18 protein-coding genes are annotated in these 24,937 nt (G+C 69.6%); 13 read left to right on the top strand and 5 right to left on the bottom strand.

What is annotated here, in order from left to right; translation table 11 throughout:
• Nucleotides 1-14: 14 nt before the first annotated feature.
• From J5226_RS13830 to J5226_RS13860, 7 genes are all read left to right on the top strand, one after another.
• Entirely contained in the window at nt 15-917 is a 903-nt protein-coding gene (locus J5226_RS13830; RefSeq protein WP_215835063.1) for a hypothetical protein, read from the top strand.
• Between the two features lie 327 nt (nt 918-1,244).
• A complete protein-coding gene (gene rpsP, locus J5226_RS13835) occupies nt 1,245-1,502 on the top strand; it encodes a 30S ribosomal protein S16 (protein WP_207525283.1) in 258 nt (85 codons plus the stop codon).
• 43 nt (nt 1,503-1,545) lie between these two features.
• A complete protein-coding gene (gene rimM / locus J5226_RS13840) occupies nt 1,546-2,061 on the top strand; it encodes a ribosome maturation factor RimM (RefSeq protein ID WP_215835064.1) in 516 nt (171 codons plus the stop codon).
• Nucleotides 2,062-2,148: 87 nt separating this feature from the next.
• A complete protein-coding gene (gene trmD / locus J5226_RS13845) occupies nt 2,149-2,964 on the top strand; it encodes a tRNA (guanosine(37)-N1)-methyltransferase TrmD (RefSeq protein ID WP_215835065.1) in 816 nt (271 codons plus the stop codon).
• Between the two features lie 111 nt (nt 2,965-3,075).
• Entirely contained in the window at nt 3,076-3,474 is a 399-nt protein-coding gene (gene rplS, locus J5226_RS13850) for a 50S ribosomal protein L19 (RefSeq protein WP_215835066.1), read from the top strand.
• Between the two features lie 99 nt (nt 3,475-3,573).
• Nucleotides 3,574-3,987 carry a hypothetical protein gene (locus J5226_RS13855; protein ID WP_215835067.1) on the top strand — a complete coding sequence of 138 codons (414 nt, stop codon included), beginning with the start codon at nt 3,574-3,576 and terminating at the stop codon, nt 3,985-3,987.
• A gap of 142 nt (nt 3,988-4,129) precedes the next feature.
• Nucleotides 4,130-4,495: a hypothetical protein gene (locus J5226_RS13860; RefSeq protein WP_215835068.1), complete on the top strand. Its 366-nt coding sequence runs from the start codon at nt 4,130-4,132 to the stop codon at nt 4,493-4,495.
• Nucleotides 4,496-4,661: 166 nt separating this feature from the next.
• Here the strand turns inward: J5226_RS13860 and J5226_RS13865 are convergent, their stop codons facing one another.
• On the bottom strand, nt 4,662-6,161 hold the full coding sequence (locus J5226_RS13865; protein WP_215835069.1) for an MATE family efflux transporter: 1,500 nt from the start codon (nt 6,159-6,161) through the stop codon (nt 4,662-4,664).
• A 182-nt stretch (nt 6,162-6,343) separates the two neighbouring features.
• Between J5226_RS13865 and J5226_RS13870 the strand changes: the two genes are divergently transcribed.
• Complete coding sequence (locus tag J5226_RS13870; protein ID WP_215835070.1) at nt 6,344-6,766, top strand: RNA-binding S4 domain-containing protein; 423 nt, start codon at nt 6,344-6,346, stop codon at nt 6,764-6,766.
• A 326-nt stretch (nt 6,767-7,092) separates the two neighbouring features.
• On the opposite strand, the gene J5226_RS13875 is transcribed toward J5226_RS13870, so the two are convergent.
• Together J5226_RS13875 and katG are read right to left on the bottom strand one after the other, a co-directional pair.
• On the bottom strand, nt 7,093-7,731 hold the full coding sequence (locus J5226_RS13875; protein WP_215835071.1) for a DUF937 domain-containing protein: 639 nt from the start codon (nt 7,729-7,731) through the stop codon (nt 7,093-7,095).
• 1,282 nt (nt 7,732-9,013) lie between these two features.
• A complete protein-coding gene (katG, locus tag J5226_RS13880) occupies nt 9,014-11,197 on the bottom strand; it encodes a catalase/peroxidase HPI (RefSeq protein WP_215835072.1) in 2,184 nt (727 codons plus the stop codon).
• 513 nt (nt 11,198-11,710) lie between these two features.
• Here katG and J5226_RS13885 point away from each other — a divergent pair.
• Nucleotides 11,711-11,920 carry a hypothetical protein gene (locus J5226_RS13885; protein WP_215835073.1) on the top strand — a complete coding sequence of 70 codons (210 nt, stop codon included), beginning with the start codon at nt 11,711-11,713 and terminating at the stop codon, nt 11,918-11,920.
• Between the two features lie 186 nt (nt 11,921-12,106).
• Here the strand turns inward: J5226_RS13885 and J5226_RS13890 are convergent, their stop codons facing one another.
• Both J5226_RS13890 and mutS read right to left on the bottom strand, forming a co-directional pair.
• Entirely contained in the window at nt 12,107-15,475 is a 3,369-nt protein-coding gene (locus J5226_RS13890; RefSeq protein WP_215835074.1) for an AAA family ATPase, read from the bottom strand.
• A gap of 303 nt (nt 15,476-15,778) precedes the next feature.
• Complete coding sequence (gene mutS, locus J5226_RS13895) at nt 15,779-18,388, bottom strand: DNA mismatch repair protein MutS (protein WP_215835075.1); 2,610 nt, start codon at nt 18,386-18,388, stop codon at nt 15,779-15,781.
• A gap of 711 nt (nt 18,389-19,099) precedes the next feature.
• Here mutS and J5226_RS13900 point away from each other — a divergent pair.
• From J5226_RS13900 to J5226_RS13915, 4 genes are all read left to right on the top strand, one after another.
• Nucleotides 19,100-20,188 carry a hypothetical protein gene (locus tag J5226_RS13900; protein ID WP_215835076.1) on the top strand — a complete coding sequence of 363 codons (1,089 nt, stop codon included), beginning with the start codon at nt 19,100-19,102 and terminating at the stop codon, nt 20,186-20,188.
• Nucleotides 20,189-20,213: 25 nt separating this feature from the next.
• The gene (locus tag J5226_RS13905) at nt 20,214-20,876 is read left to right on the top strand and encodes a hypothetical protein (protein WP_215835077.1); all 663 of its coding nucleotides are present in this window, start codon (nt 20,214-20,216) and stop codon (nt 20,874-20,876) included.
• Between the two features lie 73 nt (nt 20,877-20,949).
• Entirely contained in the window at nt 20,950-23,367 is a 2,418-nt protein-coding gene (gene lnt / locus J5226_RS13910; RefSeq protein ID WP_215835078.1) for an apolipoprotein N-acyltransferase, read from the top strand.
• Nucleotides 23,368-23,520: 153 nt separating this feature from the next.
• Nucleotides 23,521-24,936 carry an amino acid permease gene (locus J5226_RS13915; protein WP_215835079.1) on the top strand — a complete coding sequence of 472 codons (1,416 nt, stop codon included), beginning with the start codon at nt 23,521-23,523 and terminating at the stop codon, nt 24,934-24,936.
• Nucleotide 24,937: the final 1 nt, after the last annotated feature.

Here is a 24,937-nt window from a genome sequence, read left to right on the forward strand (position 1 = left end):
ATGGAGATCGCTCAATGCCCCGACTCTCGACGATGTGCGGCGCGCTCGCGCTCGCCGTCGCCAGCCTCGCCGCCGCGCCCGCGGCCTGGGCCGAAACCTCGTACTCCTTCGTCAGCGACACCGGCGACTACATCGGCCAGGGCCAGACCCGCGCCTACGCCAGCGCCGACGCGAACATCGCCGTCAGCGGCAACGCGCAAGCGCTGCAAATGAACGTGACCAAGGGCAGCGACAACTGGTCGATCGAACTGAGCGCGCCGCGCGGCCAGCGCCTGCAGCCCGGCCGCTATTTCCTCGGCGAACGTTCCGCGTTCCGCACCGGCCGTTCGCCGGGTCTGGACATCGGCGGCAACGGCCGCGGCTGCAACAGCGTGTGGGGTTCGGTCTACATCCAGCAGATCGAATACGGCGCCAACGACGCGATCGCCGCGCTGGAAGCCACCGCCTTGCAGCGTTGCGAACGCGACAACGCGCCGCAGCTGACCGCGAAGCTGCGCTACAACGCGCAGCCGCTGAGCCTGTCGCTCAACAGCGATGTCGGCGATTACGTCGGCCAGGGCGTGCGCAAGGACTACGCCGGCGACACCAGCACCTTCGCCGTGTCCGGCAACGACGGCTATCTGATCTACACCGCCTCGGGCCAGCGCGATTCGTGGATGGCGATCCTGCGCCCGCCGACCGGGCAGACGCTGCGTCCGGGCACGTACCCGATCAGCCGCTTCGGCGACGCCAACACCTTCGGCTTCGACTTCGGCGGCAATGGCCGCGGCTGCAACCGGGTGTCGGGCACGGTGACGATCAACGCCGTCGACGTGGATCCGGCCACGCGCCTGGTCGCCGGCCTGTCGGCGGACTTCGAGCAGCACTGCGAGGCCGGTTCGACCGCCTTGCGCGGCGGCATCCGCTACAAGCGCTGAGGCCGCCGATGAGGTGAGCGCGGCCGGCGTCGGGGGCGATCCGGCCGCGGCGGGCGGCGCCAGGAGGGCGCCGTCCGCGCCGCGATCCCGCCGGAAGCGGGTCGCGGCGAGGCGAGGGCAGGGAAGCCCGGCGATGCCGGGCCGGAGCCGGGCGGCGCGCAGGCCGTTCGGGGACGGCCCGGGTCGATTCCGGGCGGAGTGGGGCCAGATCGGCGGGGTTTTCGGGGCCGCCTGAACCGCCCGGGTTGGCCTGACTGGCGCGATGGGCTAGAATCGCCGGCTTACCCCGTCATTCCGACGGCTGGGCAACACAGGAAAGCAACCCTCATGGTCAAGATTCGCCTGACCCGTGGCGGCGCCAAGAAGCGTCCGTTCTACCACATCATCGTCACCGACAGCCGCAGCGCCCGCGACGGCCGCAACATCGAGCGCGTCGGTTTCTACAACCCGGTCGCCGCCGGCAACGAGAAGCGCGTCGAGCTCGACCTCGAGCGCGTCAAGCACTGGATCGGCAACGGCGCCCAGCTGACCGACAAGGTCGCCGACCTGTACAAGCAGGCCGTCAAGGCCGCTCCGGCCGCCTGAGCCGGCGGGCCGCGCGCCTCGCGCGCGGCCCTCTTCGCATCTTATGAGCGAATCCTCGCGCCGCATCCTGTTGGGCAGGGTGCTTGGCGCGTTCGGCATTCGCGGCGAAGCCAAGCTCGAGTCCTGGACCGAGCCGCGCGCCGCGATCTTCCGCTACCAGCCCTGGATCGTGCGCGATCCGCAAGGCGGCGAGCGCGAATTGTCGGGCGTGCGCGGCCGCGAAAGCGGCAAGTACCTGGTCGCCAATCTGCCGGGCGTGACCGACCGCGACGCGGTCGAAGCGCTGCACGGCACCGAAATCTACGTCCCGCGCTCGGCCCTGCCGCCGCCGCGCGAAGGCGAGTTCTACTGGGTCGATCTGGAAGGCCTGGACGTCGTCACCACCGAAGGCGTCGCCCTGGGCCGCGTGTCGCATCTGTTCGCGACCGGCGCCAACGACGTACTGGTGGCGCGCGACGACGAACGCGAGCGGATGATCCCGTTCGTGATTCCGCAGTATGTTCTGTCGGTGGATTTCGAGGCCCGGCGGGTGACCGTCGATTGGGATCCCGATTTCTAGGAGATGGCGGATAGGAGTTAGGAGATAGCGAACGCTAGGCTCTGGGCTCTTGCTGTCTCCTAACTCCTATCCGCTATCTCCTGGCCCATGCGCATCGACGTCATCAGCCTGTTCCCCGACTTCGTCGCGCAATGCGCGGCGTTCGGCGTGGTCGGCCGCGCCGGCGAGCGCGGCTTGCTGACGATGCACGGCTGGAATCCGCGCGATTACGCCGAAGGCAATTACCGCCGCGTGGACGAGCGTCCGTTCGGCGGCGGGCCGGGCATGGTGATGCTGATCGACCCGCTGCGCGCCGCCATCGGCGCCGCGCGCGCGGCCGATCCGACGCCCGCGCGAGTGATCTACCTGAGCCCGCAGGGCGCGCGCCTGGACCAAGCCAAGGTGCGCGAACTGGCCGGGCACGAGCGGCTGATTCTGTTGTGCGGCCGCTACGAAGGCGTCGACGAACGGCTGATCCGCGCCGAGGTCGACGAGGAGCTGTCGATCGGCGATTACGTGCTGTCCGGCGGCGAGTTGGCCGCGGCGGTGGTGGTCGACGCGGTCGCGCGCCTGCAGGACGGCGCGCTCGGCGACGCCGAGTCGGCGGTGCAGGACAGTTTCGAGGACGGGCTGCTGGATTGCCCGCACTACACCCGCCCGGTCGAGCACGAACTGGGCGCGGTGCCGGAGGTGCTGATGTCGGGCAACCACGCCCGCATCGCCCAATGGCGCCGGCAGCAATCGCTGGGCCGGACCTGGCAGCGCCGCCCGGATTTGCTGAACGAGGCGGCCCTGTCCAAGGCCGACCGCAAGCTGCTGGAGGCCTATCGGGTCGAACTGGCGGCGGCCCGCAAGGCCAAGGAAACCGGTTCCAGCCCCGATTCAGCCGGCGCCGGCGCCGCCGAACCCGGCCAGGACGCCTGAGCCCTAGCCACGGCCGAAAAAATCCCGTTATAATTAGCCGCTTAGCTGTATCCATGCCATGACGCGGGTCCACGTGCACTCGCGCAACAACTAATCCAACAGGCCATAGCCATGAACAAGCCCTCCATCCACACGCTGGTCCAGAATTTCGAAGCCGAGCAGATTGCGCGCAAGCTGCCCGACTTCAGCCCGGGCGACACCGTCGTCGTCAACGTCAAGGTCAAGGAAGGCAACCGCGAGCGCGTCCAGGCCTATGAAGGCGTGGTCATCGGCAAGAAGAACGCCGGCCTCAACTCGTCCTTCACCGTGCGCAAGATCTCGCACGGCTACGGCGTCGAGCGCGTGTTCCAGACCCACAGCGCCGTGATCGACTCGGTCGAAGTCAAGCGCCGCGGCAAGGTCCGCGCCGGCAAGCTGTACTACCTGCGCGGCCTGGAAGGCAAGAAGGCCCGCATCAAGGAAGACCTGGCCGCTTACGCGCGCGCCAAGAACGCGCCGGCCGCCGAGTAATCCGGCTCGCCGAGCAGCGTCGCGAACGGCCGCCGAAAGGCGGCCGTTTGCATTTGCGGCAGGCGCGGCCGGATTCGCGCGCTTCAGGAGAGCACTGCATTGCGCGATCGTTTTCGATTCGACTCGTTGCGCCGCGACGAAGACGGCGCGCCCTTATCCGATGAAGCCGCCGGCGCGATCTTCTTCCGCATGCTCGCGGCGCTCGAGTGCGGCGCTCCGATCCGGCGGCTGGAAACGGTCGCGGCGCTCGCCGCGGCGATTGCCGAGGGCCGCTATCGCGTGGCGCACAAGCGGGTGTCGGTCAAAGGCAAGGCCCGTCGTTTCGTCGGCGCCTTCGCGATCGCGCGCAAGCGCGAGCTGATCGAGTATCTGGCGGCCGCGATGGCCGAGGGCGACCTGCGCGAACTGCTGATCGCCCCCGAGCCGTCCCAGGACGCGGCCGCGGACTGGGTGCTGCACGTCGACGAGGATGCGCAGTTGCTTTTCTACGCGGCGCTCCCGTGCGATGCCTAGCGCGACCGCGCCGCTTGGCCGCGCAGGGCCGGTTCCCTGGCCGCGCGCGCCGCTGTGCGCTGCGCGCGAATCGCGCTAGATTCGCCTCGCGGCACCGCCCGCCGCGTTCTCCAATCGCGCCGCCCCCGCGGCGGGAGCGTCCATGAATCCTGGCCTGTCCGAAGGCGACATCTGCACCTATCCGCGCAGCGACGGCACCTGGGGCTTTTTCTGGGTGCAGCGCATCGATGCCTTGCCGGACGGGCGCGACGCGTTCTCGCTGCGCAAGTTCGACACCCACACCGCCGAGGAAGTGCGGCGCGACGACCGCGACGACGTCGCCGAACTCAAGACCGTGCGCCTGCTCGGCCATTTTCCCATCGTCGGCACGCGCGTGGCCGAGGCGCGGCCGCGCGCGATCGGGCGCATGCCGGTGCGCGAGGAGGATCTGGAAGGCTATCGGATCTGGCGCGCGGCTTTCGATCAGGGCGAAGCCGGGGTGTTCACTCTGGCGTTGGAAGAGATCTGACGGCGAGTCGCTCGAACCGATCTGGCTTCCGACCTGAGGGCGACGCGGCGAACGACCGCGCTCGACCAGTGTCGCGGCGATCCGCCGATCCACCGAAAACCTTCGCGAGCGGGCGATACGAACCCGCGCGCAGCGCCTTCGTGCGCGGCGAACGCGCGAGCCGCGCTCAGCGCGCCGACGGCTCCGCCTCCGGCGCGGCATCGGCCACCGGTGCCGGCGGCGAGGCCGGCACTTCCGCCGGCGCGGCGATGGTCTGCGTCGCCACCGGCGCGGCCACGCGCTCGGGCGGCGCCATCATCCGCGCCTTGCGCCAGCCGCCCCAGCGGTAATACGCCATCGCCATCAGCATCGAGCACAGCGCGCTGACCGGAAAGCTCCACCACAGCGCGTCCATGCCCAGCACCGGCTGCAGGAACGTCGCGAACGGCACGCGGATGCCCCACAGCGCCGAGCCCAGGATCAGCAGCGGCGGAATCACCGCGCCGGTGGCGCGGACCACGCCGGACAGCACGAAGGTCACGCCGAAGAACAGGAACGAGAACACCGCGATGTGGTTGAGGTGGCGCGCGATCTCGAACGAGGCGCTGCCGTCGGGCAGGAACAGCGCCAGGGTGTAGCGGTCGAACAGGATCAGCGGCGCGATCAGCGCGCCGGTCATCAGGAAATTGAACAAGGTGCCGGTGCGCGCGGCCGCGTCGACCCGGTCCCAGCGCCCCGCGCCGACGCTCTGCGCGGCGATCGACGAACACGCCGCGCCGATCGCCATCGCCGGCATCTGCACGTAGGTCCACAGCTGCAGCGCGGCGCCGTAGCCCGCGGCGATGGCGGTGCCGTGGGCGTTGACCAAGCGGATCATCGCGATCATCGCCAGCGAGATCAGCACCATCTGCAGGCCCATCGGCACGCCCTTGACGATCAGCGCGCGCAGCACCGCCGGATCGATCTTGAGCAGATGCGCGTCGCCGCGGCCCAGCCACAGCACGTGGCGCTTGCGCCGCAGGTGGATCAGCAGCGCGGCGAGGCTGAGGCCTTGGCCGATGAAGGTCGACAGCGCCGAACCGGCGATGCCCAGCGCGGGCACCGGCCCCCAGCCGAAGATCAGCAGCGGGTTGAGCACGATGTCGAGCGCGACCGACATCAACAGGAAGCGGAACGGCGTGCGCGAATCGCCGAGGCCGCGCAGCGCCGAGGACAGGAACGCGAACGCGTAGATGAAGGGGATCGAGAGGAAGATCACCCGCAGGTAGCGTTCGGCCAGCGGCAGCGCGGCGGGCGGCGTGCCCATGCCGCGCAGGATCGCGTCGGCGAAGAACCAGCCGATCGCCGCGATCGCCACCGACAAGCCGAGGAAGAAGCTCGCGCTGGTGCCCATGATCCGGCGCGCCCTGGCCGTGTCCTGCGCGCCGGTCGCTTGGCCGATCAAGATCGTCGCCGCCATGCCGATGCCGAACATCGAGCCGATCAGGAAGAACATGATGTTGTTGGCGTTGGCCGTCGCGGTCAGCGCGGCCTCGCCGAGGTAGCGGCCGACCCAGATCGAATTGATCGAGCCGTTGAGCGATTGCGCGGCGTTGCCGGCCATGATCGGCAGCGCGAAGGAAATCATGGTGCGGCCGATCGGGCCTTCGGTCAGCAGGTGGCTGCCGCGGGGAGCGCTGGGGGCCATGTCGGTTCCGGGGCGGGGCGGGCGAGGGCGGCAGTATGACGCGCGCCGGGGTTAGCGCGTCGTCGGCGAATGCGCGAAGCGTGGCGCGATCGGTCGATATCTGCACGCGCCTGCGCCGCGCGGCGGCGACGGACGGCGCCGTCGCATCGGCGCAACGCGCGCGGTGGTATCGTTGAAGCAGAATGAGCAAGCAAGACGAAACGACGAATTCGCCGGTGCAGGCGACGGTGCGGCTGGACCTGTGGCTGTGGGCCGCGCGCTTCTTCAAGACCCGCGCGCTGGCGCGGCAGGCGGTGGAGACCGGCAAGGTCGAGGTCGGCGGCCAACGCGCCAAGGCCTCGCGCGCGGTGCGCCTGGGCGATGCGCTGAAAGTGGCGCGCGGCGAGGAACACTTCGAGATCGCGGTGACCGGTCTGAGCGACACGCGCGGATCGGCCAGCGTGGCGCAGACGCTTTATGCCGAGACCGAGGCCTCGCGCTTGGCGCGCGAGCAGGCGAGGGCGCTGCGCGCGGCCGAGCGCAACGGGTATCGGGCGCCGGAGACCAAGCCGGATAAGCGGGCGCGGCGGTTGATCAAGGCGTTGGGGGATATCGACGCGTTGTAGCGGGTGAGGGGCGTTGCGACGAAGCGCCGGGTTCTCTCGCTTGGGAACGATGGCGGTAGTTTTCGCGGCGTCTCTTTCCGTTCGTCATTTCCGCGAAAGCGGGGAGCCAGAGACTTCAGAGCCGTGCCCCGATAACGCCCTGGGTTCCCGCGTTCGCGGGAACGACGACAGGTGGATTCGTGGCATCTTTTTCCGCGTGTCATCCCGGCGCGAGCGTGGCCGAAGATTTTAGCGCCCAGCCGCGATACCCCTCGACGCAGACACACGAACGGCCGCGCAAGGCGGCCGTTCGGCGAATCCCGGTGCGCGCGCCGGGCGAAAGAAACTCAGCGCTTGCCGCCGAGCAGGCTGCCGCCGATCTTGAGAAGGTCGCCCAGGCCGAGCTGGCCGTCGCCGTCCTGATCCAGCACCGCGCCGAGCAGGCCGCCGGCGCCGCCTTGCTGCTGGATGCGCTGATGTTCCTGGCCGAGCGCGTCGCCGAGCTGCTGCGGACTGGCCGCAGCCTGATTGCCGCCGGAGAACATGCGCTGGGCGAGGTAGGACAGCACGATCGGGGCGAGGATCTTCAGCAGCGTGTTGGCTTGGCCGCCGCCGAGGCCGGTGCTCTGGCCCAGGCCCTGCGCCGCGGTGTCCTCGCGGCCGCCGAAGATGTGGCCGAGGATGCCGGCGCCGTCGGTCTGGCGACCGCCGCCGCCGCCGAGCACTGCGCCGAGCACGCTGCCCAGGTCGAGCCCCGCGGCGCCGCCGCCGGCCGCGTCGGCATGGTCGCGCTGCAGCGCGCCGAACAGCGCTTGCGCGCCTTCGGGCTGGCTGGCGTTGCGGCCCAGCGCGCCGAGCAGCAGCGGCAGCGCCTGGCTCACGGCGCCCTGGGTTTGCGATTCGGACAGGCCGAGTTGGCTGCCTATTTGCGCCAGCGGCTGGCCTTGGAGCTGGTTGAGGAGGTCGTCGGTCAGCGAGGCGCTCATCGTTAGTGTCCGGTGTACGGGGAGTGCAGATGCTAGCGCTGGGTTGTTAGTGCGGAGTGATGCTTGGGGGCGGGGTGGAGCGGGTGGGCGGAAGGGGAGTGCTTGGGGGTGTTTGAGGGGCGGAGGAAGTGTGAGCTTGTTTGAAGGCGGTATTGGGTTTGGGGGTTAAAGCACGCGGACTGGGTGTTTGCGGATGCGTTGTTCCGAGTGCTCGTTCGGCGCTGCCGGGAGATCGAGGAGAGATCGAAAAACGGGTGCGGCTTTCGTTGGAATGGCGAGGGCTCCCCCGTCATTCCGGCGAAAGCCGGAATCCATTTTGCCGTTGCTTTTGCCTTTGCCTTTGCCTTTGGCTGGGACGTATCTCCGCCCGAGATCATCGTTTCGCAGCCCCGGAGGGCGCGCGCATGGATGCGCGCGCGCGCCATGGGTCAGGATGACCCTTATGGCGCGGCCCCGCGCCGGGTGCTGGACCTAGTGGCTCTTGATTCGAAAACAGGGAAAGCGCCTTTCTTTGGTTACTTTCTTTGGCAAGACAAAGAAAGTGACTCGGCCGCTTGCGGACGAAAGCTCTTAGCGTTTGATCTTCGCTTGTCGTCGTGCGCCTCTTGCCAGAGAAAGCGTAAGCAACATCAAAATGGATTCCGGCTTTCGCCGGAATGACGGCGTGCGAGCTGCGTTTCTCGCGCGTGGCGGAACACCCCACCCACCGTCATTCCGGCGAAAGCCGGAATCCATTTTGACTTTGCCGTCGGTTTTGCCTTCAACGCAGCAACGAGTGACGACAAGCGACAATCCAAAGCGTTCCGTCCGCAAGCGGCCGGGTCACTTTCTTTGTCTTGCCAAAGAAAGTAACCAAAGAAAGGCGCTTTCCTTGTTTTCGAATCAAGAGCCACTAGGGCTCGCAGTTGCGCGGGGCCGCGCCATAAGGGTCATCCTGACCCATGGCGCGCGTGCGCATCCATGCGCACGCCCTCCGGGGCTGCGGGGCGTGGGCTTTGGTCGCAGATGCGTCAAAGCGAAGAGCGACAGCAATGGCAACAGCAACAACAACAACGACAGCTAGTGGATTCCGGCTTTCGCCGGAATGACGAGTTGAGGGTTGCGGGCTTCGGGAGAGAGCGGCGGGGCTGCGTCGCTGCGGTTGGTCGCAGCTTGCACAGCTCCTACAGGGAGTTGGCCAAGTTGCGGGCGATTTGAAAGAAAAAGCCCGGCGGGTACCGCCGGGCTTTTGTGCTGCGCAAGTTGTGTTACTGCGGCCGCCGCGCGATGCGGCGGTCGTGGCTTACTGCTTCAGATCGAAGCGATCGGCATTCATCACCTTGTTCCAAGCCGCGACGAAATCGCGCACGAACTTCTCTTTGGCATCGCCGCTCGCATACACCTCGGCCAGCGCGCGCAGTTGCGAGTGCGAGCCGAACACGAGGTCGACGCGGGTGCCGGTCCACTTCGGCGCGCCGGTCTTGCGGTCGCGGCCTTCGAACGTGTCTTGCGCGTCGGAGGTGGGCTTCCACACCGTGCCCATGTCGAGCAGGTTGACGAAGAAGTCGTTGCTCAAGGCGTCGGTCTTGTCGGTGAACACGCCGTGCTTGCTGCCGCCGGCGTTGGCGCCGAGTACGCGCAGGCCGCCGACCAGCACGGTCATCTCCGGCGCGGTGAGGTTGAGCAACTGCGCCTTGTCGACCAGCAGCGCCTCGGCGGTCGGCGCGTACTTGCCTTGCAGGTAGTTGCGGAAGCCGTCGGCCAGCGGTTCGAGCACGGCGAAGGAGTGCACGTCGGTCTGTTCGGCGCTGGCGTCCATGCGGCCCGGCGCGAACGGCACGTCGACGCTCACGCCGGCGTTCTTGGCCGCCTTCTCGACGCCGGCCGCGCCGGCCAGCACGATCAAGTCGGCGAGCGAGACTTTCTTGCCGCCGCCGGCCGCCGCGTTGAAGTCCTTCTGGATGCCTTCCAGCGTCGCCAACACTTTGGCCAATTGCGCCGGATCGTTGACCGCCCAATCCTTCTGCGGCGCCAGACGGATGCGCGCGCCGTTGGCGCCGCCGCGCTTGTCGGAACCGCGGAAGGTCGAGGCCGAGGCCCAGGCGGTGGAGACCAACTGCGGCACCGACAAGCCCGAGGCGAGGATCTTGGCCTTGAGCGCGGCGATGTCGTTGGCGTCGATCAGCGGATGATCGGCGGCGGGGATCGGATCCTGCCAAATCAGTTCTTCGGCCGGCACGTCCGCGCCGAGATAGCGCACGCGCGGGCCCATGTCGCGGTGGGTCAGCTTGAACCACGCGCGGGCGAAGGCGTCGGCGAACTGATCGGGGTTCTCGAAGAAACGGCGCGAAATCTTTTCGTAGGCCGGATCCAGGCGCAGCGACAAGTCGGTGGTGAGCATGGTCGGCGGACGGCGCTTGTTCGGATCGTGCGCGTCGGGAATCTTGTTCGCCGCGGCGGGATCCTTGGCGACCCATTGGTGCGCGCCGGCCGGGCTCTTGCTCAGTTCCCATTCGTAGCCGAACAGGTTGGCGAAGAACTCGTTGCTCCACTTGGTCGGCGTGCTGGTCCAGGTGACTTCCAGGCCGCTGGTGATGGCGTCGCCGGCCTTGCCGCTGCCGTGGGTGCTGGTCCAGCCCAAGCCTTGTTCGGCCAGGTCCGCGCCTTCGGGCTCGCGGCCGACGTGGGATTCGGGGCCGGCGCCGTGGGTCTTGCCGAAGCTGTGGCCGCCGGCGATCAGGGCGACGGTCTCTTCGTCGTCCATCGCCATGCGGGCGAAGGTTTCGCGGATGTCGCGCGCGGCGGCGACCGGATCGGGATTGCCGTTGGGGCCTTGCGGGTTGACGTAGATCAAGCCCATCTGCACGGCGCCGAGCGGGTTTTCGAGCACGCGGTCGCCGGTGTACCGCTTGTCGCCGAGCCAGGTGGTTTCCGCGCCCCAATACACGCCTTCCTCGGGTTCCCACACGTCGGCGCGGCCGCCGGCGAAGCCGAAGGTCTTGAAGCCCATCGACTCCAGGGCGATGTTGCCGGTGAGGATCAGCAGGTCGGCCCAGGAAATCTTGTTGCCGTATTTCTGCTTGATCGGCCACAACAGACGGCGCGCCTTGTCGAGGTTGCCGTTGTCGGGCCAGCTGTTGAGCGGAGCGAAGCGCTGCTGCCCGGCGCCGGCGCCGCCGCGGCCGTCGAAGATGCGGTAGGTGCCGGCGCTATGCCAGGCCATGCGGATGAACAAGGGGCCGTAATGGCCGAAGTCGGCCGGCCACCATTCCTGCGAGTCGGTCATCAACGCGTGCAGGTCTTTCTTCACCGCTTCCAAGTCCAGCGTTTTGAACGCGGCGGCGTAATCGAAGTCCTCGCCCATCGGATCGGTCGCGGGCGTTTGCTGGTGCAGGATCTTGAGGCTGAGTTGGTTGGGCCACCAATCGCGGTTCGACGTGCCGCCGCCGGCGGCGTGGTTGAACGGGCATTTGCTTTCGTTTGACATGGGTGCGTGCCTTTGACTGGAGTGGATCCGACGGATGCGGTGCGCGCGACGGCGGCCGCGCGTTAGGGCGGGTGTGTGGGAGGAGGAGGGGAGGCGAGGCCGCGCGAGGAGATCGCTCGCGCGCGAAGGCGAAGTCGATGCCGGACGGCGAGGGAGTGGCGCGAAGTTGGCTCGTCCGGTTGGCTCATCGCTGGCTCGCGCTGGCGGGGGATAGACGCGACGATAGGCCGGCTCGATTCCGATGTGAAATCGATCCTTTCGACGTATTCGATAGGAGTCGGCTATGGCAGCCAGCTCCCGCCGCCCGCATCGCGCCGCGATGATGCGGGGCCGGGGATGGCGGCGATGTGACCGCGCGCGGGAATCGCGACGCGTGGCGGACGGGCGCCACGAAACGCCGCGCTTGTTGCCGCGCAGCATGATCGCGGCGCGCGCGGCCGTGCCTAGACTGCGGCCAGCGTCGGCCGCGTCGGCCGGCGCATCGGCGATTCACCGGTCCAGGGAGGCAAGGCGATGAAGCGGATGCAGATGCGTTGGGCGGCGGTGGCCGCATTGGCGTTCGGGTTGGGGTTCGGCGCGACGACGGCGTCGGCCGCGGACCCGGATTGCTACAGCGCGTGCCAGGAACAGTTGAACGATTGCATCGCCCAGGCCGGGAACGGCAGCACCCGGCATTGCGGGCGCATGTATCGGGAATGCACTACGGCTTGTTCGTTGGAGTGAGCTTGCGCCGATCGCGGCGCGCGCCGGCGAGGGCGAGGGCGCGGTCGCGGCTTACGCCGCTCCTACAGGTAGCCGGGATCGATCCGAAGCACCTGTAGGAGCGGCGTAAGCCGCGACCGCGCCCCTTCGCTTACGACGAACGCAACGCGATCCGATCAAGCCGCCCCAGCGTCGCCACGAGCAGCCTCAATCCTCGCCCATCGCATCGAATTCGCCCGCCATCACCCGATCGAAGCGCCCGCTGCGCCAGCCGCGCACGCCGTCGCGCACCAGCGGCGCGGGCGCCTGCCGATAACGCCGGGCGATGCGGCGTTCGCCGTCGGGCGCGTGCTGCGCTTGCCGCGCGCGGCCGGGCAGGTCGGGCGCGACCTGCACCAGCACCGACAGCCGCTGCGTCGCTTCTTCGGCTTTGTCTTCGTACACGTGCAGGCCGGCTTCGTGCTGCAGCAGATCGAACGCGCCGAAGCCGCTGACCGCGAGCCACGCGCTGCAACGTTCGCGATCCTCGCGCAGCACTTGCACGCGCATGTTGCGGCGCTGCGCCCAAGCTTGGTACATCGCCAGCACGCGTTGCCACCATTGGCGCAGATCCTCGTTCTGGCGCTGCTGCGCCGATTCGCTGAGGTCGATTTCGACCAGCGCGTCCTGCGGCCGGCCGGCGCGCAGCGCATCGACCGCCAAACCGAGCAGGAACAGCAACTGCGCCAGCGACTGGGCGAAGCTGGCGTTGCCGCCGTCGCGGCTGAGCCGCTGCTGCAGGCGCACCGCGGTGTCGAGCGCGCTTTCGATGCGGTCGCGGCGTTCGATCCGGTCGAGCGTGGCGTGGCGTTCGGGCGATTCCCAGAAACCGGCCGCGGCCATGCGCGCGTAATCGGCGTCGCGCTCGCCGCGCCAGGGTGCGCCGAGCACGGTTTCCTCCAGCGCCGCCAATCGCGCGTCGAGCCGGGCGACGGCGCCGGCGTCGGCCGCGGGCGCGTAGACCAGATCGCGCAGATCGTCCTCGCCGTGCGCGGGCGCGGGTTCGCCCGCGGGCGCCGGCCTGCGCGCGGGCGCGGCCGGCGCGGGGTCGATGAACTCGACTTCGAGCTTGTCGCCGGCGCTGCGCACGAACAGGAACTGATCGCCCTGCGGCGCGCGGTGTTCGACGATGCTGCGCGCCAGCGGCGCCAGCAGGTAATGCTCGATGGCGCGGCGCAGCGGGCGCGCGCCCAGGTCGGGCGTAAAGCCGCGGTCGAGCAGGAACTCGATCGCCGAGGGCTCCCATTCCACCGCCCAATCGCGGTTGCGCAGGCCGCGGCGGGTCAGCACGCGGCCGAGTTCCTTGTGCAGGATCTCGCGCATCAGCGCGCGGTCGAGCGGGCTGAACAGCACCACGCGGTCGAGGCGGTTGATGAATTCGCGGCGGAAGGTCTCGAACAGCGCCTTCTCCACCGCGCTGCGCGAATAGCCGCCGCGCACCGAGGTGAAGCCCGGGCCGGCGTTGCGCGAAATGGTCGAGCCGACGTTGCTGGTGAGGATGATGATGCTGTGGCGGAAGTCGACGGTGTGGCCGCTGCTGTCGCTCAGGCGCGCGTCGTCGAACACTTGCAGGAACACGTCCCAGACCTTCGGATGGGCCTTCTCGAATTCGTCCAGCAGCACCACCGAGAACGGTTGCTCGCGGATGCGCGAGGTCAGCGAGCGCACGCCGCCGGCGCCGCCTTGGTCGGCGGTCAGGCGCCAGGCCGAGTCCTCGGACTGGAACTCGCTCATGTCCAGGCGCAGCAGGCGTTCGTCGCTGCCGAACAGCAACTCGCCCAAGGCCTTGGCGAGTTCGGTCTTGCCGGTGCCGGTGGGGCCGGCGAACAGGAACACGCCGATCGGGCGGCCGTTGTCGGTGAGTCCGGCCTTGAGCATGGCGATGCGGTCGAGCAGCGCGTCGACCGCTTCGTCCTGGCCGAGCACGCGGCGGCGGAAGAATGCGCGCAGGCGTTCCAGGTCCAGGCTCTGGCGGTCGTCGATGACTTCCAGCGGCAGGCCGCTGCGCTGGGCGATGGTGGACAGCAGGCGCTCGCCGTCGATCGGCAGCGCGGGCGGCTGTTGCGCCTGCGCGCCGCGCAGCGCGTCGTCGAGCAGGCGCAGCAGGCGGCCGGGTTCGTGCTGTTCGGGGAAGTACTGCGCGGCCATGCGCGCGGCTTCGGCCAGGGTGCGCGCGTCGGCGACTTCGCGGCCGGCGCGCTCGCTTTCCTGCCGCGCCCATTCGGCCGCGAGCGGCGCCAGCGCGAGCGGGTCGAGCGGGGCGACGGTGAGGATGTCGAAGTGGTGCTTGACGACGGGGCGCGCCACTTGCAACTGCGCCAGCTGGCGCGGGGTGATTTCGCCGATCACCCGCAGCTGGCCGCGTTCGATCGCCGGCAGGACCAGATCGAGCACGCCGGTCGGGTCTTGCTTGTACGCGCCCTTGGACAGCAGTTCGAAGAACTCCGGCGCGCGCCACAGCGCTTTGTCGCGGTTGAGCACGGACAGCATTTCGCGCACGCGCTCTTCCAACTCGCCGATGTAGGACTGGCCGGACAGGATTTCCGCGCCGCTGGCCTCGAACACCAGCCAGCCTTGCGCCTGCAGGCGCTGGCACAGCAGATCGATCAGCACGCTCTTGCCGACGCCGTGTTCGCCGCTGACCAACAGCGAGGCCGAATCCTTCCCGCCCAACGATTCCTGCAACCGGTCCAGTTGCTCGCGCAGCGCATCGTGCAGGATCGGCGCGGCCGTCTTCGGCGCCGGATTGACCCGGCCGAACGCGCCGAGCACGCGGCTTTCGCGGCGCGCGTTGGCCGAGCGCTCGACTTCCTCCAGCAAGGGCCGCAGCAGCGGCGAGTCGAAGCGCTTGAGGGTTTCGCCGAGTTGCTTGGCCTGATTCTCGTCGAGATCATCGAGCTTCGGCGCGGGCGGCGCGTGGCCGTAATCGCCGGCCCAGCGCAGGTAATCGCGCAGCTGCTGGCGCATCGGCGCGAATTCCCACCACCACGGCTGGGCGTGGCGCATCAGCTGCGGCAGCAGTTCGGCGCCGTCGAGGGTTTGCAGGTGTTCGATCAGGAAGTGCAGCGGATAGCCGCCGTATTGGCCGGCGGGTTCGATCAGCGCGTCGGCGAGGATGTCGCCGCGGCGCGAGGCGGCCTTGACGATCATCGACTGCAGCACGTAGCCGGTGCCGTTGAGTTGGCGGAGCAGGTCTTCGTGGCCGAAGGCGTCGCTGGCGAGCAGTTCGATGCCTTGGTGGAACTCGGGCAGGGCCAGCAGGTCCTGCGGGCGCTGGATGCGCTCGTCGACCGCGTCGATGCGGCGGATCAGCGCGAACAGGCGTTCTTGCGGGGTGTCCTGAGGAGCGTCCTGAGCGGGCGGTACCGGCTCGGCTACGGATTCTTCGGCGCTCTTGGCGTCGTCGTCGCTCGCGGCCGCGGGTTCGGGCGGGTTCGCGAGCGCCGCCGGCGCGGCTTGCGGCGCGGCGGCGGGCCGATAGAGGCGGGCGAGAATCAGGCCGGCGACGATGCCGACCAGGAATAACAAGGCTTCCACATGCGCTCCGGTGTCCGTTCCGTAGCGAAGTTTAACGGCTGGGCGGCGTGGGGTTCGCGACGCAGGCTGCAGCGTGGGAGGGCGTTCGGCGCGGTAGCCGGCGGCGGCTTCGCGGTCGTGTCGCGATGCAGCCCTGGATGCCCGCGTTCGCGGGCATGACGGTGGGTGGGTTGCGCAGCGAGCGCTCTCAAGCCGTCATCCCCGCGAACACGGGGATCCAGAGGCTTCAGCGCGTGCCCCGCGTTCCCGCGTTCGCGGGAACGACGCAACGGCGCATCCGCCGCCGGGCTCGGCCCGCAACGCTCAGCTCAACGCCTTGATCCGATACAGCGCCTCCAACGCCTGCTTCGGCGTCAGTTCGTCCGGCTCGATCTCCGCCAGCGCGTCCAACGCCGCCGAGGACTGCGGCGCGAACAGGCCGAACTGCTGCGGCGCGTCCAGCGCGGCCTTGGCGAACGACGGCTTGGGCGTGTCGCGGCCCTGGTTTTCCAGCTCGATCAGGCGGCCGCGCGCTTGCTTGACCACCGACTTGGGCAGGCCGGCGAGCGCGGCCACCTGCAAGCCGAAGCTGCGGTCGGCCGGGCCGTCCTTGACCGCGTGCATGAACACCAGTTGCTCGCCGTGCTCGACCGCGTCGAGGTGCACGTTGGCGATGCCGTTGCCCGGTTCGGCCAGCGCGGTGAGCTCGAAGTAGTGCGTCGCGAACAAGGTGTAAGCGCGGTTGTGGTGAGCCAGATGGCGCGCGCAAGCTTCGGCGAGCGCGAGGCCGTCGTAAGTCGAGGTGCCGCGGCCGATTTCGTCCATCAGCACCAGCGAGCAGTCGGTGGCGTGGTGGAGGATGTAGCTGGTCTCGCTCATCTCGACCATGAAGGTCGATTGGCCGCGGGCGAGATCGTCGCCGGCGCCGATGCGGGTGAGGATGCGGTCGACCGGACCGAGCACCGCGCGCGAAGCCGGCACGAAGCTGCCGATGTGCGCGAGCAGCACGATCAGCGCGTTCTGGCGCATGTAGGTCGACTTACCGCCCATGTTCGGGCCGGTGATGACCAGCATGCGGCGGCCGTTGCTGTCGTCGAGCACCAGATCGTTGGGCTCGAACGGATCGTTGCGCACCGCCTCGACCACCGGGTGGCGGCCGCGCAGGATGCACAGGCCCGGTGCGTCGCTGAGCTCGGGCTGCGACCAGTCCAGGCTGGACGCGCGTTCGGCGAACGCGCACAGCACGTCGAGTTCCGACAGCGCCGCGGCGCAGCGCTTGAGCGGTTCCAGGCGCTCGTTGAGCGCGTCGAGCAACTGTTCGTACAGCAGCCGCTCGCGCGACAAAGCGCGTTCGCGCGCCGACAGCACTTTGTCCTCGAACTGCTTGAGCTCTTCGGTGATGTAGCGCTCGGCGTTGCTGAGCGTCTGCCGGCGGGTGTAGTGGGTCGGCGCCTTCTCGGCCTGGGCCTTGCTGATTTCCAGGTAATAGCCGTGGACGCGGTTGTAGCCGACCTTGAGCGTGGGAATGCCGCTGGCGGCGCGCTCGCGCGCTTCCAGGTCGATCAGGAACTGGTCGGCGTTGGTCGAGAGCGTGCGCAGTTCGTCGAGTTCGGCGTCGAAGCCGGGCGCGAACACGCCGCCGTCGCGCGCCAGCACCGGCGGCTGCGGCACGATCGCTTCGGCGAGCAGATGCGCGTGGGCGTCGTGTTCGCCGAGTTCGTCGGCCAGCGCGGTCAGGCGCGGCGCGTCGAGCGGACGCAGCACGCCGCGCACGTCCGGCAGCAGGCCCAGGCCGTCGCGCAGCGTGGACAGGTCGCGCGGGCGCGCGCTGCGCAGGGCGATGCGCGAGAGGATGCGTTCGAGATCGCCGAGCGCGCGGAAGCGTTCGCGCACGTCGTCGCCGGCGCGGCTTTCGATCAGCGTGGCCACGGCCTGATGGCGGTGGCGCAGCGCTTCGCGGTCGCGCAGCGGACGGTGCAGCCAGCGCCGCAGCAAGCGCCCGCCCATCGGCGTGACCGTGCTGTCGAGCACGCCGAGCAGCGTCGTGCGGCTGTCGCCGTCGATGCGGCTGTCCAGTTCCAGATGGCGGCGGGTGGCCGCGTTCATGGCGATGGCGCCGTCGCCGGACTCCACCGCGATCGAAGTCAGATGCGGCAGGCGCTGCTTCTGGGTTTCTTCCACATAGCCCAGCAGCGCGGCCGCGGCGGCGACCGCCAGCGGTTTGTCTTCCAGGCCGAAGCCGGACAGATCGTGCAGGCCGAAGAAGCGCAGCAACTGGCGGCGGCCGCTGTCGACGTCGAACAGCCACGGCGCGCGCCGGCGCACGCCGCTGCGCTGCGCCACGAACGGCGCCCAGCCGTCTTCGTCGGGCATCAGGGTTTCGGCGGGTTCCAAGCGCGCCAGTTCGGCTTCCAGCGCATCCTCGGTCGCCACTTCGTTGACCAGGAAACGGCCGGCGGCCAGATCGGCCCAGGCCAGGCCCCAACCGTGCTTGCCGCGCGACACCGCGAGCAGCAAGGTGTCGCGGCGCTCGTTCAGCAGCGCCTCGTCGGTGACCGTGCCGGGGGTGATGATGCGCACCACCTTGCGTTCGACGATGCCCTTGGCCAGGGCCGGATCGCCGATCTGCTCGCAGATCGCCACCGATTCGCCCAGCGCGACCAGACGCGCCAGATAGCCTTCGGCCGAATGGTGCGGCACGCCCGCCATCGGGATCGGCTGCCCGGCCGAGGCGCCGCGTTGGGTCAGGGTGATGTCGAGCAGGCGCGCGGCCTTGCGCGCGTCGTCGTAGAACAGTTCGTAGAAATCGCCCATGCGGAAGAACAGCAGCACGTCGGGGTGCTCGCTCTTGGCGGCGAAGAACTGCTTCATCAGCGGGGTGTGTTCGGCCGAGCCGTTGGCGGCAGGGCGCGGCGTTGCGGAAGAGTCGGACATTGAGCGATTCGGTGTAGCGATGGGGGCGGGGGGCGCGGATGCGGCCAGCCGGCCCGACATGGTAGCCGAGGCGGGGACACGGGGCGCGTCGGCGCGGCGCGCGGGGCGTGCGGGTGTTGGCGGGAAAGGCCGGAGAGGGCCGGCGCGCAGGGGGGGCGCTCGATTTCGGGAGGCGAACGCGCCCGCGTGGGGCGATCGGCCGACGCCGCCGTTCGCGGGCATCGCGCGGACGACTTGCGTCGATGGAGGCGCCGTCCGAGGCGGCGGGCGCGGTCGCGCGGCGGCAGGGGCGCCGCGTCGCCGGCGCCGGAGATTGCGATGCCGCTCTTGCAACGTCACGCGCTCGGCGCAGCGCGACACCCCAGTCGAGGCGACCCACACAACGACGCGGCACGCATCCCAACGCAGCGGCGCACGAATCCGCGCGACCGCTGCGAACCGTGTCGCCGCACACCGCCGTTTACGCTCTTCATCCACCGCAAGTACGAAAACGTGATGCAGCCCAACGCGGCTGTTGCAGCGCACATTGCGTGCCCTCGAAACCGTACGCTAGCGTCCGGGGGCGATGGCAGGGGGGCAATCCGCGCAGTTCCCAACACCCTTGTCGCGAGCCGGTTCGCGCCGGTCGCGGCCGTCGTGAAGAACTTCGCGTTTTCTCATCGGACGCCCGCGGGCGTCCGCGGCGAACATCACCTTGAAGGGGAATTAAGGATGAAGACTCTGTTCCGCTCCAACGCGGGGCGGCTGCTCCCGGCTGCGGCGCTGTTGGCGCTGTCGGTCCCGGCCATGGCCAACACCCTGAATCAGAACGTGTCGTGGACCATCGATCGGGCCGGCACCAGCACCACCTATCGCAGCGTGGCCTACGGCGATTCGATCTTCGCCGGTTACAACGGTTCGATCAGCAACGCGGCCAAGTATTCGGCGCCGACGGTCGACGCCGAATACCTGTCGGCGCGCTGGAACGCCGACATCGAGAACATCCGCCGGGCCAAGTCCGGCGCGGTGGCGCGCGATGTCTACGAGAACAAGATCGTGGCCGAGCGCTCCTACATGCAGGCCGCCTCGACCCGCGTGGTCAGCTTCGAGATGTGCGGCAACGACGGCCTGCAGGCGCGCACCGCGTTCAAGTCGCAGACCGGCACCTGCGATTACAGCGTGCTGGATTCGGCGGTGGCCTCGTGCAAGACCTACGTGGCCGCGGCGATGGACTACATCAACGCCAACGCGCACGCCAACACCAAGCTCAAGATCGTCTCCAACCTGTACTACCCCGGCTACGCCGCCGACAACGTGCAGAGCTCGTGCACCGACGCCGCCACCGGCCAGACGGTGAGCCTGCGCGACCGTTTCCTGCCGGCGATCGCCAAGATGAACTACTGGATGTGCGAGTACGCGCGCCAGAAGGGCTTCCAGTGCGCGGACAGCTTCGCCCAGTACATGGGCGCGGACTACGACAGCAACGGCGACGGCCAGATCGATGCCGACGCGCTGCGCTACGTGTCCGGCGAAAGCGAATCCAGCTACATCACCCGCACCTCGGTGACGCTCCGCGCGACCTTGCGCGACGCCAACACCAAGTTCGTGTCGTCCGCCAGCTCCTACGACTACATCCAGTCCGACGACACCCATCCGACCTACACCGGCGGCACCGTGTCGGCCGGCCTGTGGGGCGGGACGACCGGCAGCGGCGCGGCGCGCAATGCGAGCTACACCAACGGCCGCAGCCCGATCTGGAACCAGTACGGCCACGAGCGCATGGGCTGGGCGTTGTCGGTCTACCAGCCGGCGAACCCGTGACGTACGCGCGGCGGAGCATCGCGTCGTGACCGCACGCCGCCCTGAGCAGACCCCGCCGTCCCGCGCGGACGGCGAGGGTCAGCGCGTGATCGCCAAAGCGCCGCCCGCCCAGAGCGGGCGGCGCACGGCGGTTTGGATCGCCGCCGCCATGGCGGTGACCGTGGCCGGGTGGTGGTGGCAGCCCGCGTCGGTGCGCAGCGCGCGCGCCGCGGAGTTGCCGGCGCAGACGCTGGATCGCGGCATCGCCTCCGCGCCGGCCGTGGGCCGCGCGCCGTCGCGTCCGCACGCGACGCCGCAGGAGCCCGCCGTGCCGAGCAACGATCCCGACGATCTCGCCGCGTATTTCAAGCCCGGCGACCCCGAACCCAGCGGCGCGCAAGTCATTCAAGCCTTGCAGCAGGCCGGCGTGCGCACCGGTATCGGCGCGTTCAATCCGCCAGGCACCAGCCCGCCATTGATGGGGCTCGCGGTGCCCGCGGATTACCCATTGCCCGAAGGCTACGTCCGCCATCATCAGGTCACCGACGAAGGCGTGCCGATCGAGCCGGTGCTGATGTTCGCGCCGGGCTTCGCCTTGCGCGACGCCAAGGGCCGGCCCGTCGCGATGCCGGAAGACCGCATCGTGCCGCCCGAACTCGCGCCGCCCGGGCTGCCGCTGCGGCCGATCCGGATTCCGACCCAGCACTGACCACCGCGACACGGAGCGTTTCGACTTGATCCTGGAGCGGTTGTCTTCGTCCCGCTGGCGCGGATTCGCCGGCTTGCTCGCCACCGCTGTCTTGCTCGGCCTGTACGCCCGCGGCGGCTACGCCTGGGTCTTGGGCTTCGTCGCGCTGGTGCCGTGGTTGCTGACCTTGGACCGCGACACGACGTGGCCGCGCGCGCTGGCGAACGGCGCGCTGATGAGCGTGGCCTTCGTCGCGGCGGTGTTCTATTGGTTCGGCGCGGCCATCGGCGCTTACACCGGCATGGGCGCGACGACCGCAACGGTGGCGTTGCTGCTGCTCGCGCCCTTGGCGCAGCCGCAGTTCCTCGCGTTCGTGTTGGTGCGGCGGTGGGCCGGGCGCCGCCACGGGCCGGCGGTGCGCGCCTTGGCCGCGGCATCGGCGTGGGTGGCCTGCGAATGGCTGGTGCCCAAGGTGTTGGGCGACACGCTGGGGCACGGCCTGTTTCCGTCCGCGCTGTTGCGGCAGGGCGCCGACCTTGGCGGCGCCGCGGGCCTGACCCTGCTGCTGCTGTTGGTCAACGAAGCGGTAGCGTTCGCCGTCGCGCAGCGCGGGCGCGGCCTGCGCGCGACGCTGCGGCCGCTGGCGCTGGGCGCGCTGATCGTCGCCGGCCTGAGCGGTTACGGCGCGGTGCGGCGCGCGGACCTGCAAGCGCCGCCCGCCGACGACGCGGCGACGCTGCGCGTGGCGATGATCCAGGCCAGCATCGTCGATTACGAGCGGCTGCGTAAGGAGATCGGCGCCTACGCGGTGGTGCGCAAGGTGCTCGACACGCATTACACCTTGTCGTGGTCGGCGATCCGCGACCACGGCGCCGACGTGCTGCTGTGGTCGGAGACGGTGTATCCGACCAGCTTCGGCCATCCGCGCAGCGAAGACGGCGCGGCGCTGGATCGCGAAATCCAAGGTTTCGTCGACGCCGCCGGGGTGCCGCTGGTGTTCGGCACCTACGACCGCGATGCGCAGGGCGAGTACAACGCGGCCGCGTTCCTGGAACCCGGCAAGGGGCTGCTCGGCGTTTATCGCAAGACCTATCCGTTCCTGCTGACCGAATACGTGCCGCCGTGGCTGGACGGCGCGTGGCTGCGGCGCGCGCTGCCGTGGACCGGCGGCTGGCGTCCGGGCGACGGCGCGCGCGTGCTGCCGCTGCGCAGCGCGGACGGGCGCGAGGTCAACGTGGTGCCGCTGATCTGCCTGGACGATGTGCATCCCGACCTGGCCCTCGACGGCGCGCGGCTCGGTGCGCAGGCCATCCTCGGCATTTCCAACGATTCCTGGTTCACCGATTATCCCGCCGGCGCGCGCCTGCATCTGGCGGTGGCGGCGTTCCGCAGCATCGAAACGCGGCTGCCGCAGGCGCGCCTGACCAGCAACGGGCTCAGCGCGATCATCGACGACACCGGCGAGGTGTTGGCGAACACGTCGATGGGCGATCAAGCGGTGCTGACGGCGTTCGTCAGCGCGCGCGATCCGGCGCCGACGCTGATGGTGCGCTGGGGCGATTGGGTCGGGCGCGCGGGCGCGGCGTTCTTGTTGGCCTTGGCCGCGCTGGCGGCGTGGCGCGCCTCGCGTCGCCGCGCCGGCGCGGCGGCGCGAGACGACACGGTGGTCGACGTGGTGGCGCTCACGCCCGGGTGGCGCGCGCTGGTCGGCGCGCTGCGCGTGGGCGCGGGCCTGGGGCTGGCGTGGCTGGCCTTCGACATGCTGACCCGCACCGGCTTGCAGATTCAATCGGTGAAGCAACTGCGCTGGTTCGCCGCGGGCGTGCTCGCGCCGATGCTGGCCGCGTGGGCGATCGGGCGCGCGTTCGCGGCGAAGGCGCGGGTCGAAGGCGGGGTGTGGATCTTGGAGCAGCGCCGGCAACGCATCGAACTGCCGGTGTCCTCGCTCGCCGCGTTGCGTCCGTGGCGCGTGCCGCTGCCCGGCAGCGGCGTCGATGTGCGGCTGGCCGCGGGGCCGTGGTGGACGCGCAGTCTGGCGCTGACCCGCCCGCAGTCCTTGCTGCGCCTGCTCGCCGCGACCGGCGTGCCGATCCGCTGGGAAGGCCGCCACGCCGCGGCCTGGGCCGAGTTGATCCAGGCCCGCGCCGATGCGCGCCGCCGCCGGCTCGATCACCCGCTGGCGAAATTCGCGCTGTTCCCGTTGCTGCTGGCGCTGGTCGCGTTCCGCCTGCATCAGGTGATCGCCTTCGGCGGCGCGTTCGGCGAGTACTACAGCTACGGGCTCGGGGCGTACCTCACCGGCTTGCTGATCTGGTGGGCGTCGTGGTCGATCGGACTGATGCTGTTCGCGGCGGTGTTGCGGGTCGTCATCGAGGCGACGGTTCTGCTGACCGCCGCGGTGCGCGCCCGACACGCGGCCGACGTGCGCGACGCGATGGAATGGCTGGGGCGCGCGGCGTTCTACCTCGGCGTGCCGGTGTGGCTGGCGATGCGTTTGCTCGCGGCAGGGTAAGCGCCGGGCGCGCGCGGTCGGCGCGACAACGGACTGAACGGGCAGAGCCGCCCCGTTTGTGCGGACTTCCGCATTCCAGCCGCGCAAGCGCGACTAGTCCGGCGCGCGCCGCGGGTGCGAGCATCGCTCGGACCTGTCGCCGCTGGAGCTTCGATGAGCCTCGCCGCCCGCATGCTGCGCCGCAAGTCGGTCGAACAGTTGCAACGTCAGGCGCAGGTGCGCGGCGAGCTCAGGCGGGTGCTGGGCCTGTGGCATCTCACCGCGATCGGCCTGGGCGGCATCATCGGCGTCGGCATCTTCGTGCTGACCGGCACCGTCGCCGCCGGACACGCGGGGCCGGCGGTGGTGCTGTCGTTCCTGATCGCGGGCGTCGCCAGCGCCGCGGCGGCCTTGTGCTACGCCGAATTCGCTGGGCTGATTCCGGTGTCGGGCAGCGCCTACACCTACGGCTACGCGGTGCTCGGCGAGTTCGCCGGTTGGTTGATCGGCTGGGATTTGCTGCTCGAATTCGCGCTGATCGCATCCGTCGTGGCGGTGGGCTGGTCGGGTTACGTGCAGGCGCTGTTGGCCGCGGCCGGGCTGGAACTGCCGCTGTGGGCGCAGGGCGCGTACTTCGGCGACAAGCCGGGGCAGGTGTTGAACGTGCCCGCGGTGTTCGTGGCGGTGGCGATCACCGCCTTGCTCGCGTTCGGCACCGAAGCCGGCGCGCGCTTCAACACCGTGGTGGTGGCGATCAAGATCGCCGCGGCCGCGCTGGTGATCGCCGCGGGCGTGGCCTTCGTCGATCCGGCGCGCTGGCAGCCGTTCATGCCGTTCGGCTTCGGCGGCGTGGTGACCGGCGCTTCGATCGTGTTCTTCGCCGTGTTCGGTTACGAAATGATGACCACCGCGGCCGAGGAGGCGATCGACCCGCAGCGCGATCTGCCGCGCGCGGTGGTGTTGTCGCTGGCCATCGCGATGACGCTGTATGTCGGCATCTGTCTGGTGCTGACCGGGATCGTGCCGTACGCGACGCTCGGCAACGATGCGCCGGTCGCCAACGCCTTCGCCGCGATCGGCTTGCCCAAGGTGATGGTGGCGATCTCGCTGGCCTCGGTGTGTGGGATCACCAGCGTGATCTTCGCCAACTTGATGGCCGGCGCGCGGATCTGGTTCGCGCTGGCGCGCGACGGCTTGCTGCCGGGCTGGTTCGGCCAGACCCATCCGCGCTGGCGCACGCCGTGGCGCACCACGTGGCTGATCGGCGCGGTGGCGGCGCTGGCGGCGGGGCTGTTCACGCTGGAAGAGTTGGCCAAGCTGGTCAACATCGGCGTGCTGTGCGCGTTCGTGGTGATCTGCAGCGCGGTGCTGGTGCTGCGCCGGACTCGGCCGGATCTGGAGCGGCCGTTCCGCACGCCGTTCGCGCCGTGGGTGCCGCTGATCGGCATCGGCTTTTCGCTGTGGCTGATCTCGGGCTTGCCGTGGGTCACCTACGAGCGTTTCGCGGCGTGGCTGCTGATCGGGTGTGCGGTGTATTTCGGATACGGTATCCGCCACAGCCGTTTGGCGCGCGCGGCCGAGGCCGCGTAGG

It is taken from the genome of Lysobacter sp. K5869 (genome assembly GCF_018847975.1).
GTDB lineage: Bacteria > Pseudomonadota > Gammaproteobacteria > Xanthomonadales > Xanthomonadaceae > Lysobacter.

Bases quoted from the DNA above. Each gene is read 5' to 3' on its own strand.
- J5226_RS13830 (WP_215835063.1), top strand. From the start codon at position 15: ATGCCCCGACTCTCGACGATGTGCGGCGCGCTCGCGCTCGCCGTCGCC.
- rpsP (WP_207525283.1), top strand. From the start codon at position 1,245: ATGGTCAAGATTCGCCTGACCCGTGGCGGCGCCAAGAAGCGTCCGTTC.
- rimM (WP_215835064.1), top strand. From the start codon at position 1,546: ATGAGCGAATCCTCGCGCCGCATCCTGTTGGGCAGGGTGCTTGGCGCG.
- trmD (WP_215835065.1), top strand. From the start codon at position 2,149: ATGCGCATCGACGTCATCAGCCTGTTCCCCGACTTCGTCGCGCAATGC.
- rplS (WP_215835066.1), top strand. From the start codon at position 3,076: ATGAACAAGCCCTCCATCCACACGCTGGTCCAGAATTTCGAAGCCGAG.
- J5226_RS13860 (WP_215835068.1), top strand. From the start codon at position 4,130: ATGAATCCTGGCCTGTCCGAAGGCGACATCTGCACCTATCCGCGCAGC.
- J5226_RS13865 (WP_215835069.1), bottom strand. From the start codon at position 6,161: ATGGCCCCCAGCGCTCCCCGCGGCAGCCACCTGCTGACCGAAGGCCCG.
- J5226_RS13870 (WP_215835070.1), top strand. From the start codon at position 6,344: ATGAGCAAGCAAGACGAAACGACGAATTCGCCGGTGCAGGCGACGGTG.
- J5226_RS13875 (WP_215835071.1), bottom strand. From the start codon at position 7,731: ATGAGCGCCTCGCTGACCGACGACCTCCTCAACCAGCTCCAAGGCCAG.
- katG (WP_215835072.1), bottom strand. From the start codon at position 11,197: ATGTCAAACGAAAGCAAATGCCCGTTCAACCACGCCGCCGGCGGCGGC.
- J5226_RS13885 (WP_215835073.1), top strand. From the start codon at position 11,711: ATGAAGCGGATGCAGATGCGTTGGGCGGCGGTGGCCGCATTGGCGTTC.
- mutS (WP_215835075.1), bottom strand. From the start codon at position 18,388: ATGTCCGACTCTTCCGCAACGCCGCGCCCTGCCGCCAACGGCTCGGCC.
- J5226_RS13900 (WP_215835076.1), top strand. From the start codon at position 19,100: ATGAAGACTCTGTTCCGCTCCAACGCGGGGCGGCTGCTCCCGGCTGCG.
- J5226_RS13915 (WP_215835079.1), top strand. From the start codon at position 23,521: ATGAGCCTCGCCGCCCGCATGCTGCGCCGCAAGTCGGTCGAACAGTTG.